The sequence below is a fragment of the Pseudomonas sp. RA_15y_Pfl1_P11 genome (assembly GCF_963970975.1).
In the GTDB taxonomy this organism is placed as follows: Bacteria; Pseudomonadota; Gammaproteobacteria; order Pseudomonadales; family Pseudomonadaceae; genus Aquipseudomonas; species Aquipseudomonas tritici.
On sequence record NZ_CAXAOY010000002.1, the window covers coordinates 366666 to 383670 of the forward strand.

Genomic DNA, 17005 nt, shown 5'->3' on the forward strand with positions numbered 1-17005 from the left:
GCGCCACGCTGGGGCATTCAGTAACAAACTGGTGCAGAGACTGGAAACAGATTTAATGTTCCCCACAAAACAATTGTGGGAGCTGGCAAGCCAGCCCCCACATTTTTTAACCGCGTGCGGTCAGTTCGATGATGCAGCTACGGCCGGCGACGGAAATATCCAATAGGCCAGTGTTACCGTCGATTTGCAGGCAATCGTGATGCCCCAATTTCTCGTCCAGCACCTTCACCTCATCGGCAACGCTGAACACCAACACCGTCTGCGCCGTACTGAAGAAACGCTGCACACCGTCGGTCCATTGCAGCCGCGCGTGGTAACGCTGCGGCGAATAGATCAGGTTGAAATCGCGGATGGGCCCTGTGATCAATCGGCACTCCACCTGGCTGTCACCCTTGAACGCAAAAGGTTGCAGCGGTAACAACCCGCGCTGTTCTTCGCCATCCACGGTCAGCACCATGCCGGCGCCTTTGATCACGGTGATCACCCGATGGTAGCCGGCGAAGATGGAAAAACCGCCCGATTGCGCAATATCCGCAATCGACAGGCGCCAGCCAAAGCCATCCAGGTCTACGCCGGCATCACGGGCAATTTCTTCGGTACTGCCGCCGCCGTTTTTCCAGGGCATGCGCACATAATCGGCAGCGCGCCAGACTTTTACGGAACTCATTTACTGAAACGTCCTTCCAGGCTGTGACGCGAGCCGGGGTGGATCAAACGTGCGGCCGTCACCGGCTGGCGGCCCGACCAGGTGCGTCGACGGATCAACAGGCACGGTTCGCTGGGCTCGATCTGCAGCAACTTGCATTCGGCGGCGTCAGCGAGGATCGCTTCGACCACGTGCTCGCCTTCGGTCAACGGTGCAACCTGGTTCAAGTAGGCGTAGGGCGTTTGCTGGGTGAAATCCTGTTGCAGGTATTCCGGGGCGACCAGTGCATTGACGAAACGGTCTTCGATTTGCACGGGAATATCATTCTCGAAGTGCACGATCAACGAGTGGAACACCCGCCCGCCTTCGCGCATTTCCAGCGCGACGGCGCGCTCGGAACCGGCAGCTTCTTCGCCCAAGGTGATGACTTGGCAGGTGTGTCGATGACCGCGAGAAGCGATCTCATCGGCAATATTGTGCACTTCAAACAGCGCGGACTGGCTCTTGGGCTCAGCGACGAAGGTACCGACGCCCTGCATGCGCACCAACAAGCCCTCGGCGGTGAGCTCGCGCAGGGCGCGGTTGATAGTCATGCGGCTGAAACCCAACTGGCTGACCAGTTCGCTCTCCGACGGCACACGGTAGTGAGGCGGCCAGTTGCCGTGGAGGATCTGCTGGCTGATCATTTGTTTGACGCGGGCATACAAGGGCGCCGGACTTTCGTCCATGTGGGCAGCCAGCGAAGACTTGGCAGGCGGAGTCGGCACAGGGAATCCTTGCAGGGGAAAAAGATGCATAGATTGCCGGAGTTTACCGAGCAGGCAAACGTCTGTATATGTATATACAAATAAACACACGACTGGGGTGCCTTGATCATGTCCGCTTTCTTTGCCGAACGCGCGCTGCTGCCTAATGGATGGGCCAACGATGTACGTCTTGAAATCAGCGCAGATGGGGTGCTGACAAGAGTTGAGGCCAATGCCAGCGCAGACGCTGCGGAACGGCTGAGAGGCCCGGTGTTGGCGGGCATGCCGAACCTGCACTCCCACGCTTTCCAGCGCGCAATGGCAGGTTTGGCAGAAGTGGCCGGAAACCCGAATGACAGTTTCTGGACCTGGCGCGATTTGATGTACCGCATGGTCGGCAAGATCAGTCCGGAGCAATTGCACGTCATCGCGCGCCAGCTGTACATCGAGATGCTCAAGGCCGGTTACACCTCGGTGGCCGAATTTCACTATGTGCACCACGATGTCAACGGCCAGCCGTATGCCGACCGCACGGAGCTGTCGCGGCAGATCAGCCAGGCAGCGACCAGCAGTGGCATTGGCCTGACATTGGTGCCTGTGCTTTACACCCACTCCGGGTTTGGCGGCCAGGCACCGAATGAAGGCCAGCGGCGGTTTATCAACAGCACTGAAAACTATCTGGACCTGCAGGCGCGGCTGAAACCGATCCTGGCGGCACAGCCGGCGCAGCAGTTAGGGTTGTGTTTCCACTCGCTGCGCGCCGTCACGCCCGAGCAAATCCATGCAGTGCTGGCCGCCAGCGACAAGGCGTGCCCGGTGCACATCCACATTGCCGAACAGCAGAAAGAAGTCGACGACTGCCTGGCCTGGAGCGGAAAGCGCCCGCTGCAATGGCTGTATGACAATGTCGAGGTGGATGAACGCTGGTGCCTGGTGCATGCCACGCATGCAGATCTTGAAGAGGTCACGCGCATGGCCAAGAGCCGCGCAATTGCCGGTTTGTGCCTGACTACCGAGGCTAACCTGGGTGACGGGATTTTCCCGGCCGTGGATTTTCTCGCCCAAGGCGGACGCTTGGGCATCGGTTCCGATAGCCATGTGTCACTGAGCGTGGTGGAGGAATTGCGCTGGCTCGAATATGGCCAGCGCCTGCGCGATCAAAGGCGTAACCGCCTGTATCGCAGTGATCAACCGATGGTGGGTCGCACGCTGTTTGACGCGGCGCTGGACGGCGGCGGCCAGGCATTGGGACAGCCGATTGGCCGATTGGAAGTGGGTAAACGTGCGGATTGGCTGGTACTGGATGGCAATGATCCGTACCTGGCGACGGCAAGCGAAGACGGGATTTTGAATCGCTGGTTGTTTGCCGGTGGGGATCGGCAGGTGCGTGATGTGCTGGTGAACGGGAAGTGGGTGGTGCGGGATGGGCGGCATGCCGGCGAGGAAGAAAGTAGCCGGGCCTTCACCCAAGTCTTGAGAGATTTGCTGAGTTAATAACCCCCTAAAACACATGTGGGAGCTGGCTTGCCAGCTCCCACATTTGAAAAACGGTGTTTTCGGGTTACTGCGAAGTCTTCGCCATCTGCTTGTCCGACATGCGCCAGATCAACCGCGTGGTGTCATAACCCTGCTGCCGCGCCCTGCTCAACAGGTCTTCGCGAGTGTCGGCGCTCACCGTAGGCGTGCGCGACAAAATCCACATGTACCGCCGGCTCGGGCTGCCAACAATCGCGGTCTTGTAGTCATCGCTGACATACAGCACCCAGTAATCGCCCTTGGCAACGCCCGGCAACAGTGCGGTAAACCAGTTATTGAATTCCACCCAAAGCTTGTCAGTCTTGCCCGGCACTTGCGGCGTAGCCGTGCCCTTGGCTTCTTCCCACTTCCACTCGGTCGTCAGGCAGCGGTTGAACACCGACATGTCGCCATCAGGCAGCAATGTGTAGCGGGCTTCGGACTGCGCGCAGTTGCGCTGGAAGTACATCGGCAATCGGGCCAACTCATACCAAGTGCCCTGATAACGCTTGAGGTTGACGTTGTTCGCAGTCTTGGGTTGCAGATCATCGCCAGAATGGCTGGCGCAGCCCGCCAAAAACAGGCTGGCGCAAAGGAACAAAACAAAACGGATCATTCTTCTTCTCCCGCAGGCTTTCGCCCCGGTTTACTTCAGGCCTTGCCCGGAAAACATCAGAACCTTGTCACCGGCATATTGCACGCTGATAAAGCTGTTTTTATCGCCCCAGGTGCAGCTGGACATGCCCAGTGCGCCGGAACAGTCAGTCGGCTGACCCAGCAGTGATTCCACTTCAGCCTTAGGCATGCCAGCGGAAAGCTTCGCGTAATTTTCTTGGTTGACCTTGCTGCAAGCGGCCAACAGCACGCAAAAGGTCAGCAAGGCGAGACGACGTAACGACATGGAAAAACTCCTGGAGGGACTAAGCAGAATGGGGGTCTGCCAGAAGCTTAGAAGGGAAAAGGGGTTTCTGGTTCCCGACGAACGAAAACAAAAAAGCCCCGAAAACGCTGAAACGTTTCGGGGCTTCTTTAAGGGTGAACCGGCGCCCAAAAACGCCGATCACTTATCGCCGCAACTTACTGCTTGTGGTAAGCCGTCACACGCTCAACTTCTTCTTTCGAACCCAGGAATACCGCCACACGCTGGTGCAGGCCTTCAGGCTGAATGTCGAGGATACGCTGGTGGCCGTCGGTGGACGCGCCGCCTGCCTGCTCAACCAGGAAGGACATCGGGTTGGCTTCGTACATCAGGCGCAGTTTGCCTGGCTTGGACGGCTCGCGGCTGTCGCGTGGGTACATGAACAAGCCACCACGGGTCAGGATGCGGTGCACGTCGGCCACCATCGCGGCGACCCAACGCATGTTGAAGTTTTTCTTCAACGGGCCTTCTTCGCCGGCCATCAACTCGCCCACGTAGCGGGTCACAGGTTCTTCCCAGTGGCGCTGGTTGGACATGTTGATCGCGAATTCCTGGGTGGACGCAGGAATGGTGATGTCTTCGTGGGTCAGTACGAAACTGCCCATTTCTCGGTCCAGGGTGAAGCCTTTGACGCCGTCGCCCAGGGTCAGTACCAGCATGGTCTGCGGGCCGTAGATCGCGTAACCCGCCGCGACCTGTTCGGTGCCTGGCTGCAGGAAGGCCTTTTCGTTCAGGGCCTCGTTCTGGCTCAAGTACTCGTTAGGGCAACGCAGTACCGAGAAGATGGTGCCGACGGGAGCGTTGATGTCGATGTTGGACGAGCCGTCCAGTGGGTCGAACACCAGCAGGTACGCGCCTTTCGGGTACTTGCCCGGGATCTGGTAGGCATTGTCCATTTCTTCGGACGCCATGCCGGCCAGGTGACCGCCCCATTCATTAGCTTCGAGCAGGATCTCGTTGGAGATGACGTCGAGCTTCTTCTGCACTTCGCCCTGCACGTTTTCAGTGCCCATGCTGCCCAGGACACCACCCAGTGCGCCTTTGGACACGGCGTGGCTGATTTCCTTGCAAGCACGCGCCACCACTTCGATAAGGAAGCGCAGATCGGCAGGCGTGTTGTTGCTGCGGGTCTGCTCGATCAAATAGCGACTCAAGGTAACGCGGGACATGTAAGGCTCCGGAGAATGGGGGGCTTGAAAACCCGCGCAGTTTAGCGCGAGTCGGGGCGTATTTCCTCCTATCAGAGGATTTAAACCCAATAGAGTTCATGGACTTTATTTAACGTGCCACCGGCGGCTTGCGCAGCAAACTGTAGGCCATTGCGCCCAGTGCCGCCACGCCGAGCAGTAACACGGCCCAAAGCCCGAGTTTTCTCCAGTTCGTGCCGGCATCGGCAGCCGCTACGATCGGCGGCGACGTCACGGCGACTTCCCCGGCGACTTTCGCTTGTCCCAATGTCTTGAGACGCTCGGCGCTGTAGTCAGGGATCAGGGTCGAAAGCGCAAGGTTCGCCCCCTTGACCGACGCATTCCCCAGCGCCAGTGTAAACGGCGGCTCGCCCCGGGCCAGGAACACCAACTGCGTGGCGCGCACCGCAAAACGCAGCGCTGGCGCTTCAATGCCCAGGCCGCCGCCGCGTTCATCCACTGCCAACTTGAGTTCGGCGACCGTTTGGCCCGGCAGCTGCAATTCATCCTGCACCACGTCCCGGCCATTCTGGGTCAGGCGATACAGCACGCCATTGCTCAGGGGCTGCCACGCCTGTTTGCTGTCCCTACGCCCCGCCAGCGTAACGGGCGCCAGCGTGTTGGCTTGCTTCAATTCGATGCGCAGCCGCTCGATGCTCAGCCCCGCGGGCAACTGCCAGCTGTATTCCCCAGCCTTTAACCGTGTACCCGCCAAGGGTTGCGACCACACCAACGGCATCGGCAGGCTGCTGCTGGTCGCGCTCACCAGCTTTGCCGAGGTCAGCAGCGGCGCCGCCTGGCCTTGCCAGACAAGACGCAGGTAACGCGCCGATTGCCCAGGCAAGTTCACGTCATGCTGCTCGACCCGTTCGTCGGCGAATGACAAGCGCGCCACCTGCCCATCGCCCCAGGCTTGCCAGTGCTGCAAGTCATCACTGGCCTCAATGCTGAAACGCTGGAAGCCCTCTTGCTCGCGGCTCCAGTCCAGGCTCAATCGCTGCAACGGTGCCTTGATCGCACTGGCGTCCAATACCCAGCCGCGCAGCACTTGCTTGCCGGGTTTTGGCGCGGTAGACGGTTTTATTTCCACCAAGGTGCCTGTGGTGGTGGCTTTCATCACCACGTCGGGCAGGGCTTGCTGGGTGTCGGCGGCGTACAGCGGGAACCACTTAACGTCGGTGACGTTGCGGCTTTCGGTGCGCTGCGAAGATTGGCGCGACAACGCATAGGCCTGCGGCTCGCTGGCGGCGTTGAACACCCGCACATCGCTGAGATCAGCCTGGCGCGCGCTCAATTGCACGGCCAGTGGCAGTTCCAGGCGATACCAGGGCCCGCTGCCGCTCACGGCCAGCGGCACCTGGGTGGTGAAGTCGGACGGACCTTCCTGTGCAAAGGCTGCCGAACACGCCATCCATACCGCCAACCCACTCAGTTTCAGCTTGCCCATCAAGAAGACGCTCCCTCGGTTTCAGTCACAGGTTCAACGCGTTTTGGCGGCAGCGGCGCAAAGTAGCCCACCACCAGCAACAACCCGCCCACACCGATAAACGACACAATCCGCGCCAGGCCGCCACGGTTGCTCAGTTCGACAAAGAACAGTTTGGCCACCACCACCGCAATCAGCGCCGCGCCGATCAGCCACACTTCGCGACGATGGCGCAGGTGACCGCCGATCATCAGGCCAAGGGCGATCAAGGTCCAGACGATCGATAGGCCGGCCTGCACCAGCATCGACGCCAGCAACGCATCCAATTGAAACGGCACGCCGCCCCAATGATGAGCGGTGCGCATCACCAACGCCGTAAAGAAGGCGAACAGCGAGACACCCGCCACGCCCTGGGCGATCAATTCAATACGCGGCCCACGCTCAGGCGCCGCACTGCGCGACCACAGGTAAATGCCCAGCAGCGCGAACAACAAGCCCAGATCCAACGGGTTGAGCAGCGGAACATAAGGCAACGGCTCGGCCGTGCCGTCGCTGAAGCTGTTCGCCAGCCAGAACCACCCCAACATCAGCACTGCCAGCGGTAGCGCGGCCAGCACACGGTATTCCCTTGGGTACGCCGACACCGGCCATGGCCAACGGCGTGGCGCGGCGGCCAGCACCAGGTACAGGCTTGGCAGAATCGCCCAGCCCAGCCAGCGCCAGGCGTTGTACTCGCTCGACAGCACCAGCAGGCCGTAACGCACCTCCAGCGCCAGCACGCCGATCAGCATCCAGCAGCCCACTACGTGCGCCGCGCTCAGTACCTTGGAAGGAACCACCGCCGCCAAACGCCGCAGCGAGATGAAATGCACCACGAACACCGCTAACCAAGCCAGCCAACCGTACTGCGCCGCCGGGTGGTAATAGTTATGCGCAGACACCAGCAACACCGCACCGGCCGCCGGCATCAACAAAGTGCAGAGCATGCCCAACGACGCCCAGCGCAGTCGCTCGGACAGAAACGCCCAGATCGCCACGCTTACCGCTGCGATGCCCAGCAAAAACGAGCCCTGCAGTGCTTGCGGGATAAACCGCAACACTTCACCGACCAATGCCAGCGTCCACCAGGCCGCGCCCCACACCAGCAGCACGTCGGACAGGCGCTGCAGTTTCAACACGGCAAACACCGGCGCGTGGGGTTTGCGCTGCAAGCGCCAGGCACCGACCAGTGCCGCCAGGCCCAGCACCATCGGCGTCCAGAAACCGCTGTGGGCCAACGGACGCAGACCCTCACGGGTCAACGGGCCAAGCAACTCCGGCACCGCCAATAGGAACGAGCCGCCGCCGATCACTTGCAGCAGCAAGCCGAACACAAAGCTGACGCGTTGTTGCAGGTACAGGCTCAGCCAGATGATCAACAAACCGCTGGCCGCCCACACGCCGCTCGCGCGTTCCCAAGGCAAGACGAACAGCACCGCGAGATTGATCAGTACAAGACCCGCCAGCAGAACCACCGACAAGCCACGCAGCAGCCGCACGTCGCTGCGAACCATGTCATCGCGCGCAGCCAGGAGCATGCCGCCAATCAACGCCAGGCCGATCAGCGAGGCCGTGAGCAAGCCACTCCAACCCGCATTAAATACCGCCGCCCCGTCACCGCCCTGCAAGCGCAGCAGGAACAACGCGCCGCCCAGCAACTGCACGGCGAATGCGCTGAACAGGAAGGTCCGCGAACCAATGCGCAGGCCGACAAACAGCGTCGCCAGGCCGGCGATTGCCCAACTGACGGCCGTGCTTTGAGTATTCAGCAGCAAGGGTGCGAGCAGGTACAAAAAGCTCAAGCCAAGGCCCGCCAGCACGGCCAGGCCTTTGCGCTCCCAATCTGTCGCCTGTTCGGAGGATGCCTTGCGCAACTGATCAAAGCTGAACAGCAACGCCGCGCCCAGCAGCACCGCGCCTAATGGCGCGCCGGCGAGCAAGCTATGTTCGCCGAGGTGCAGTTCACGGAGAAAAGCCAGCGCCGAACCCAATTGCAGTAACACGCCAAATGCTCGCGCCAGTGGCCGCTGTTGACGCAAGCCGAGCCAGAAAATCCCAGCGCCCTCCACCGCCCAGGCCGCAGCCGTCCAGCGCGCATCCAGCCCGAGGGGAATCGCCAGGCTGGCGAAGATCACACCCAGGGCCAGGCAGGTCTCCGCCAAGAGCAAGGCGCGCCCGCCGCTCAGCAGCCGAGCCAACCCCATGTAGATGACGCCCAAGCCCAGCGCGCTGAAGGCGGCGGCGAATTCCACGTGCTGCACCAGCGCGAACTGCAAGCCAAAACCTACCAGCGGCGGACCGAACAACATGCTGCCGTCGACATAATCACCCTTGGCCGCCGACCAGCGCAGCAGCGCGCCACGGCTGTCATCCTCGGGCGCGTCGCTCATCTCCAGCAATTTTCGCCGGGCGAACAATAGGCCGATGGTCAGGTACATCAGGAAAAACAGAATCAGGAACGGTTCGGTGCTCCACAGCAATTGCGGCGTGTAGGAGCGCAGCCCCCAGGCGAAGCCGATACCAAAGGTGCCGACAAAGCCGATCAGGTTGAGCAAACGCCAGGCCTTGAACCAGGCGATGGCGAGGATGCCGGCATTCAGCAGGGCGAAGTAACTGAATAGCGCGACATGGTTACCGGCACCGGTAGACGTGAGGATGGGCGCCGCAAAGCCGCCGAGCGCCGCCGCAGAGGCCAGCCCCAAGGCATCCTGGGTGATTGCCAGGATCGCCGAAAACACCGTGACGGCCACCAGCAAACCCAGCGCCGCACTCGGGTCTATCAACGGATGCAAACGCATCGCAGCAAACACCGTCAGGTACAACACTGCGATCCCGGTGCCTTGCAACATCAAGCCGTAGCTGCTGTTACGCCGCCGCAGCCACCAGCCCAGGCCGAGTAGGCCTAACGCCGCAGCGGCAACCCCGGCGTAACGCACCTCAATCGGCACCACCATGCCTTCGGTGGCGTAACGCAGCAGGAAGGCCAGGCCGAGAAACAGCAGCACCACGCCAACCCGCAGCACGGTATTGCCGCCAAACAGCCAATTGCGGGCGCCACTGATGGCGCGTTCGATCAAGTTGGGGCCACGAGGAATGGCAGGTGCTTGAGGGCGCGGAGTCGGGGCAGGCGTCCAGGCGTCGGCCGGCAGCGGCTGGCTCGGTTTGGCGACCGTGGCGACAGGTGTGATGTCGGCAGGCAGCTCCCAAACAAGCTCTGGGGCTTGGGTAATAGGTGTCGGCTCGGGGATGGGTGTTTCGGCGATGACACTGCTCGTCGGCGCGGGCACTTCCAGTTGCCGCAAGCGTTCGCCCAGCGCTATCAGCGACTTTTGCGTGGTTTCCAACTGACGCGCCTGCTGGTCCGCTTGGGCCGACAGCTTAGCCAGGCGAATTGCCTGGCCGATGCCGAGCCCCAACAGCGCACCGATGCCCGCGTCACTGAACGACTCATCGAGCGTCCAGCCGAGCGCAAGGCCAATCAGCATGAAAATCCATTGCATGGTCGATATCCCTAAGCAAACCGTGGCCTAGTATATCGACGCGGACTCAATGTGGGAGCGGCGGTGCGAAGATTCGACTTGCTCGCGCAAGCGGTGTATCAGCCGACATACTCGTTAACTGATACAGCGTATTCGCGAGCAAGCCCGCACACATTTTGTATTGCAGCGTTTAGTCGAGCGCTTTCCAGATCTCTGTGGCGTACTCGCGGATCGTCCGGTCCGAAGAGAACCAACCCATCCGCGCGGTATTGAGCACCGCCGAACGCCACCACGCCTTGGAATCATGCCAATGCGCTTCGACCCGCGCCTGGGCGTCCCAGTACGAGTCGAAGTCGGCACACACCAGGAAGCGGTCGTAGTCGATCAACCCGTCGATCAGCCCGACATACCGGCCCGGATCATCCGGCGAGAACACCCCGCCGCGAATCGCTTGCAGCACATCGCTGAGGCGATTGGACGCTGCAATGTCCTGCCCGGCGTTGAATTCACCGGCGTGTTTACGCGCTTCCACCTCCTGCGCGCTGAGGCCGAAGATAAACATATGCTCGGCGCCGACGCGCTCGTGCATTTCCACGTTCGCGCCGTCCATGGTGCCGATGGTCAACGCACCGTTGAGACCGAACTTCATGTTGCTGGTGCCCGAGGCTTCAAAGCCGGCGGTGGAAATCTGCTCCGACAAATCCGCTGCCGGGATGATGCTTTCCGCCAGGCTGACGTTGTAGTTGGGCAGGAACACCACCTTGAGCAAACCGCGCACGGTCGGGTCGTTGTTAACGGTTCGCGCGATGTCGTTGGTCAACTTGATGATCAACTTGGCCTGGTGATAACTCGCCGCCGCTTTACCCGCGAAGATCTTCACACGCGGCACCCAGTCGGTGCCCGGTTCGGCACGGATAGCCTGGTAGAGCGCCACCGTGTGCAGCAGGTTCAGCAGTTGGCGCTTGTATTCGTGAATCCGCTTGACCTGCACGTCGAACATCGCCGCCGGGTTGATCGCGATCCCCAGCCGTTCGTGAATGAGGTCCGCCAGTGCGCGCTTACTGTGCAGGCGCTGATCGGCGAAGGCTTTGCGGAAGGTCTGCTTCTCGGCGAAGGTTTCCAGCTCGCCCAGGCGCGTTTCCATGTTGTCGAGAATGTCCGGGCCCAATGCGCCCACGAGCATCGACGTGAGTTTCGGGTTGGCCTGGTACAGCCAGCGGCGGAAGGTGATGCCGTTGGTTTTATTGTTGATGCGCTCCGGGTACAGCTTGTGCAGCTCGGAGAACACCGTGTTGCGCATCAACTGGGTGTGCAAACCCGACACACCGTTGACGCTATGGGAGCCGAGGAATGCCAAGTTGCCCATGCGCACGCGGCGGCCGTTGTCTTCTTCAATCAGCGATACGGCGCGCAATACGTCGAAATCGTGGACGCCCTTGGCGCGCAGCGAGTCGATGTGCTGGGCGTTGATCAGGTAGATGATCTGCATGTGCCGGGGCAGCATGCGTTCCATCAAGCCGACAGGCCAGGTTTCCAATGCCTCGGGCAACAGGGTGTGGTTGGTGTAGGAAAGGGTTTCGACGGTGACGTCCCACGCCGCTTCCCACGGAATGTCGTGCAAGTCGACCAATTGGCGCATCAACTCGGCCACGGCGATGGACGGGTGGGTATCGTTGAGCTGGATCGCGGCGTGTTCGCCCAGGCTCAGCACCGAGCCGTGCATGTTCTTGTGACGACGCAGCAGATCCTGCAGCGAGGCCGAGACGAAGAAGTATTCCTGGCGCAGGCGCAGTTCCTGCCCCGCTTCGGTGCTGTCCGCAGGGTAAAGCACCCGGGAGATGCTTTCAGCGCGGGCCACTTCGGCGACGGCGCCCAGGTGGTCACCGGCGTTGAAACGTTCCAGGTGCAGGTCTTCCACTGCGCGAGCACGCCACAGGCGCAAGGTATTGACACTCGCGCCGCGCCAGCCGACCACCGGTGTGTCGTAGGCAACCGCGCGTACGGTTTCGCTCGGCGTCCACACTTGGATCAGCTTGCCGGAAGCATCCGGCAGGGTTTCGACGCTGCCGCCAAAACCGATCGGGTAAATCACTTCGGCCCGTTCGAATTCCCATGGGTTGCCGAAATCCAGCCAGCGTTCGGTTTGCTCCTGTTGCCAGCCATCGACAATCGCCTGGCGGAACAGGCCGTGCTCATAACGAATGCCATAACCGTGACCCGCAATGCCCAACGTCGACATGCTTTCCATAAAGCACGCGGCCAGGCGGCCCAGACCACCGTTGCCAAGCGCCGCATCGGGCTCCAGCAGGCGGATGCGCTCAAGATCGACGCCCAGCTCCGAGAGTGCGTCGCGCGCGATCTCCAGCACGCCAAGGTTGCTCAGGCTGTCGTAGAGCAAACGACCGATGAGGAATTCCAGGGAAAGGTAATAAACGCGCTTTTGACCTTTGCGGTAAATGCGCCGCGTATGGTCCATCCAGTGGTCGACCATCTGGTCGCGTGCGGCCAGGGCAATGGCTTCGAACCAGTCGTGGTCGAAGGCGTGATCCGGGTCCTTGCCCACCGCGTAGGTGAGTTTGGTCAAGACGGCATCGCGAAATGCGGCTACCTCTGCTTCTCGTGCAAGTGGTTCCTGAGACATCAATTGCGACCTCGGGCGAGATAGAAGGAGTTGCTAGAGCCTAGACGGTCTGACAGAAGGTAGACGCTCTGGTTCGTCAGTTTTTTAACGCATTCACCTATACAGGATTTTAATGCAGGGGCCGTGCCTGCTTTTACCCCTACCCACCTTCGAGCAGAAACCCGGAAAATATTGTTCAAAAAATCACCAATCCCGGTATCATCGCGCGCCCGGACACAGCCCCACCTTTTTGGAACCCTGATGAAGCCTCAACTGATCGCCGCCGCGGAACTCGACCGCCTTGAAACGTGGCAGAAATATTCCGCGCACATGTGCGGTGGTTGCGTGTCCAGCTGCTGCACGCTGCCGGTCGAAGTGAAGATCAAAGACCTGATCCGCATCGGCATCGTCGATGAGTTCGAACTGGGCGACCCGGCGAAGAACATCGCCAAGCGCTTGCAGAAGGAAGGCATCGTCGAGCGTTTCAATTCCAAGTCAGAAATTTTCACCCTGCAGCGCATGAGCAACAACGATTGCCTGTACCTGGATCGTAAGACGCGCTTCTGCACTATTTATGACAAACGCCCGGATACTTGCCGCAATCACCCGAAGATCGGGCCGCGGCCTGGGTATTGCGCGTATAAGCCGAAAGAAGTAGTGCGCGAGACTAAGTTCAAGACCCTCGACAAATTCTGATCTGGATTTTGTGGTGTTCTGACGGGCCTCTTCGCGAGCAAGCCCGCACACACTTGACCGCGCTCATCCTGAAACAACGCGGTCGAATGTGTGGGGGCTTGCTCGCGAAAGGGTCGGCACAAACACCACACAAACTGCAGACATAAAAAAACGCCCCCGGCCTTTCGACCGGGGGCGTTTTTCATTCAGCCTGAGTTGACTCAGTTCTTGGCTTTCTTGGCAGCGCGGGTACGCTCGCCTTCGTCCAGGATCTTCTTACGCAGGCGGATCGACTTAGGCGTAACTTCGCACAGCTCGTCGTCCTGGATGAATTCCAGGGCCTGTTCCAGGGTGAAGCGAACAGGTGGAACCAGAGCGATGGTTTCGTCTTTACCCGAAGCACGCATGTTGTCGAGCTTCTTGCCTTTGGTTGGGTTGACGCCCATGTCGTTGTCACGGCTGTTCAGACCAACGATCTGGCCGTTGTAGATCTCTTGACCGTGTTCAACGAACAGCTTGCCACGCGCCTGGAGGGTTTCCAGGGAGTAGGTCAGTGCCTTGCCGGTTTCAACCGAGACCAGAACACCGTTCTGACGGCCAGACATATCGCCGGACTTCATGGTGTCGTAGCGATCGAAGATCGAGGTCAGGATGCCAGCACCGTTGGTCAGGGTCAGGAACTGGTTACGGAAACCGATCAGACCACGCGCAGGGATGTTGTATTCCAGACGTACACGGCCTTTGCCATCCGGCACCATGTTGGTCAGGTCGCCCTTACGCAGACCCATCTCTTCCATCACCTTGCCCTGGGATTCTTCCGGGGTGTCGATGGTGACGTTTTCGAACGGTTCCTGCTTCACGCCGTCAACCTGACGGATGATCACTTCTGGACGACCAACGCCCATTTCGAAGCCTTCGCGACGCATGGTTTCGATCAGTACCGAGAGGTGCAGTTCACCACGGCCGGAAACCTTGAACTTGTCAGCCGAGTCGCCTTCTTCAACGCGCAAAGCAACGTTGTACAGCAGCTCTTTGTCCAGACGTTCCTTGATGTTACGGGAAGTCACGAACTTGCCTTCTTTACCGCAGAAAGGCGAGTCGTTTACCTGGAAGGTCATGGAAACGGTTGGCTCGTCAACGGTCAGAGGCTTCATCGCCTCGACGTTGTCCGGCTGGCACAGGGTGTCGGAGATGAACAGCGAGTCCATACCGCTCACGCAAACGATGTCGCCTGCGAAAGCTTCTTCAACGTCGATACGGTGAAGACCGTGGTGACCCATGAGCTTCAGGATACGGCCGTTACGCTTCTTGCCGTCGGCGCCGATGGCGACAACCGGGGTGTTCGGCTTGACGCTACCACGAGCGATACGGCCAACGCCGATAACACCCAGGAAGCTGTTGTAGTCCAGTGCCGAGATTTGCATCTGGAACGGGCCTTCACGGTCAACCTTCGGTGGTGGAACGTGGTCAACAATCGCCTGGTACAGCGGGGTCATGTCTTCCGCCATGGCGGTGTGTTCCAGACCGGCAATACCGTTCAGGGCCGAGGCGTAGATAACCTGGAAGTCCAGTTGCTCTTCGGTAGCACCCAGGTTGTCGAACAGGTCGAAAATCTGGTCCAGAACCCAGTCCGGACGTGCGCCTGGACGGTCAACCTTGTTGATGCACACGATCGGACGCAGGCCGGCTTCGAAAGCCTTCTTGGTCACGAAACGGGTTTGCGGCATAGGGCCGTCTTGAGCGTCAACCAGCAGCAGAACGGAGTCAACCATCGACATTACGCGTTCTACTTCGCCGCCGAAGTCGGCGTGGCCCGGGGTATCCACGATGTTGATGTGGTAGCCGTTCCAGTTGATAGCGGTGTTTTTAGCCAGGATGGTAATACCGCGCTCTTTTTCCTGGTCGTTGGAGTCCATCACGCGCTCGTCGTTGAGCTCGTTGCGCTCCAGGGTGCCGGATTGACGCAAGAGTTTGTCTACCAGGGTGGTTTTACCATGGTCAACGTGAGCAATGATGGCGATGTTACGTAGATTTTCGATCACTTGTGTATCTCGATCAGAGGATTCGGTGTGCTGACAGGTCGTGGCAGCGATTTACAGTAGAGTCAGGCCTTGCCGTTACAGCTTGACGGCAGAGTCGGGGGGCCGGTGACGCAGGCCACAGGCAAACAGCCCCGGGCTCTTAGCTCGGTCGATAAACGCGCACATTGGCATACCCCTCACTGAGCAAATGGTGGGCATGCAGGCGACTCATCACGCCTTTGTCGCAATACAACAGGTACTGACGGCTGTTATCCAGTTCCTTGAAACGCGCGTTCAATGCATAAAACGGCAGCGTTTGTACGTCGATGCCGGCGATTTCCAGCGGCTCATCCTCGGCGGCATCCGGGTGACGGATGTCGACGACGATCTGGCCAGCCAGGGCTTCGCTGACTTCTTCGATCTTCACGTCCTGGCCCAGTTCGTCGATTACGCGATCGATCGGGACCATTTTGGCGTTCTCAAGCGCACGCTCAAGAATCGCCATGTCGAACTGTTGTTCTTCGTACTCCACGCGGTTGCGCTTGGCGTGGGTCTTGGGGTTCACCGAGATGACCCCGCAATATTCCGGCATATGCTTGGCGAAATCAGCGGTACCGATCTCTTCGGCCAGGTCGATGATGTCCTGCTTGTGACTGGCGATCAGCGGGCGTAGCACCAGCTTTTCGGTCACGCAGTCGATCAGCGACAGGTTCGGCAGCGTCTGGCTGGACACTTGGGAGATCGCCTCACCGGTCACCAGCGCGTCGATCTGCAACTGATCGGCGATTCGCGACGCAGCGCGCAACATCATACGCTTCAAAACTACGCCCATATGACTGTTATCGACTTTACCGAGAATTTCGCCCAACACTTCCTCAAACGGCACGCTTACAAATAGCACGCGTTGGGAGCTGCCGTATTTCTTCCAGATAAAGTGCGCAACTTCCATCACGCCCAATTCGTGTGCACGCCCGCCCAGGTTAAAGAAGCAGAAGTGGCTCATCAGGCCGCGGCGCATGATCTGGTAAGCCGCCACCGTGGAATCGAAACCGCCGGACATCAATACCAGGGTCTGTTCCAGGGCGCCCAGCGGGTAGCCACCGATGCTGTTGTGCTGGCTGTGGATCACAAACAACCGTTGGTCGCGAATTTCCATGCGCACTTCAATTTGCGGCGCTTTGAGGGAAATTCCAGCGGCGCCGCACTCGCGACGCAGCTTGCTGCCAACGTATTTTTCGACGTCCATGGAGCTGAAGGTGTGCTTGCCGGCACGCTTACAACGCACCGAAAAAATCTTGCCTTCAAGCTCGCTGCCGAAGTGCTGTTTGCACTTCTCGGTGATGTCGTCGAAGTCGCCCAGCGGGTACTCGTCCACCTGCAGGAAATGCGCGATGCCCGGCATGCAGCTCAGGCGCTCGGTCATGTCTTTCAAGGCTTTGGGCTCGGTAATACGGGTTTCCAGCTCGAGGTTGTCCCACACACCATTCACCACCACAGCCGGGTCCAGATCGCGGAGCACGGCACGGATGTTCTTGGCCAATTGACGGATGAAACGCATCCGTACCGGTCGGCTTTTGATGGTGATTTCGGGGAAGACTTTAACGATTAATTTCATGGAAACAGCGCGCGCCGGGCCTGCTGAAAAAGGGGGGCGCGGATTATAGCGGAAATCGCTCACGGTTTAACCAGTTAATATGCAAAGCACAGACAGCGCACTAAATAGGTGCGCCAA

12 protein-coding genes are annotated in these 17005 nt (G+C 59.8%); 2 read left to right on the top strand and 10 right to left on the bottom strand.

Translation table 11 applies throughout. The annotated features are described in order from the left end of the window. Positions 1–106 precede the first annotated feature (106 nt). Together AACY44_RS03770 and hutC are read right to left on the bottom strand one after the other, a co-directional pair. Complete coding sequence (locus AACY44_RS03770; RefSeq protein WP_339415511.1) at positions 107–667, bottom strand: HutD/Ves family protein; 561 nt, start codon at positions 665–667, stop codon at positions 107–109. Continuing rightward, positions 664–1374, bottom strand: coding sequence for a histidine utilization repressor (gene hutC / locus AACY44_RS03775; RefSeq protein ID WP_339427383.1), 711 nt, complete (start codon positions 1372–1374; stop codon positions 664–666). The genes AACY44_RS03770 and hutC overlap by 4 nt, the downstream gene beginning before the upstream one ends. A 147-nt stretch (positions 1375–1521) precedes the next feature. Between hutC and AACY44_RS03780 the strand changes: the two genes are divergently transcribed. Continuing rightward, a complete protein-coding gene (locus tag AACY44_RS03780) occupies positions 1522–2886 on the top strand; it encodes a formimidoylglutamate deiminase (RefSeq protein WP_339415509.1) in 1365 nt (454 codons plus the stop codon). A gap of 67 nt (positions 2887–2953) precedes the next feature. Here the strand turns inward: AACY44_RS03780 and AACY44_RS03785 are convergent, their stop codons facing one another. The 6 genes from AACY44_RS03785 to AACY44_RS03810 all read right to left on the bottom strand — a co-directional run bounded on the left by AACY44_RS03785 (position 2954) and on the right by AACY44_RS03810 (position 12598). Next, positions 2954–3523 (bottom strand): lipocalin family protein, encoded by a 570-nt coding sequence (locus AACY44_RS03785; RefSeq protein WP_339427297.1) that lies wholly within the window; start codon positions 3521–3523, stop codon positions 2954–2956. Between the two features lie 30 nt (positions 3524–3553). Beyond that, positions 3554–3808 (bottom strand): lipoprotein, encoded by a 255-nt coding sequence (locus tag AACY44_RS03790; RefSeq protein WP_049710452.1) that lies wholly within the window; start codon positions 3806–3808, stop codon positions 3554–3556. Positions 3809–3984: 176 nt separating this feature from the next. Beyond that, a complete protein-coding gene (locus AACY44_RS03795) occupies positions 3985–4995 on the bottom strand; it encodes a class 1 fructose-bisphosphatase (protein ID WP_057008551.1) in 1011 nt (336 codons plus the stop codon). 109 nt (positions 4996–5104) lie between these two features. Next, entirely contained in the window at positions 5105–6460 is a 1356-nt protein-coding gene (locus tag AACY44_RS03800; protein WP_339529814.1) for a DUF3999 domain-containing protein, read from the bottom strand. After that, positions 6460–9978 (bottom strand): DUF2339 domain-containing protein, encoded by a 3519-nt coding sequence (locus AACY44_RS03805; RefSeq protein WP_339497324.1) that lies wholly within the window; start codon positions 9976–9978, stop codon positions 6460–6462. Before AACY44_RS03805 ends, AACY44_RS03800 begins: the two co-directional genes overlap by 1 nt. Before the next feature lie 169 nt (positions 9979–10147). Beyond that, the gene (locus AACY44_RS03810) at positions 10148–12598 is read right to left on the bottom strand and encodes a glycogen/starch/alpha-glucan phosphorylase (protein ID WP_339457309.1); all 2451 of its coding nucleotides are present in this window, start codon (positions 12596–12598) and stop codon (positions 10148–10150) included. Between the two features lie 240 nt (positions 12599–12838). Here AACY44_RS03810 and AACY44_RS03815 point away from each other — a divergent pair, with 240 nt between their 5' ends. Next, positions 12839–13273 (top strand): YkgJ family cysteine cluster protein, encoded by a 435-nt coding sequence (locus tag AACY44_RS03815; protein ID WP_049710458.1) that lies wholly within the window; start codon positions 12839–12841, stop codon positions 13271–13273. A 200-nt stretch (positions 13274–13473) separates the two neighbouring features. Here the strand turns inward: AACY44_RS03815 and typA are convergent, their stop codons facing one another. Further along, positions 13474–15294, bottom strand: a complete 1821-nt coding sequence (gene typA, locus AACY44_RS03820) for a translational GTPase TypA (protein ID WP_307420828.1) — start codon at positions 15292–15294, stop codon at positions 13474–13476. Positions 15295–15433: 139 nt separating this feature from the next. Continuing rightward, a complete protein-coding gene (gene thiI, locus AACY44_RS03825; protein WP_339415503.1) occupies positions 15434–16888 on the bottom strand; it encodes a tRNA uracil 4-sulfurtransferase ThiI in 1455 nt (484 codons plus the stop codon). Positions 16889–17005: the final 117 nt, after the last annotated feature.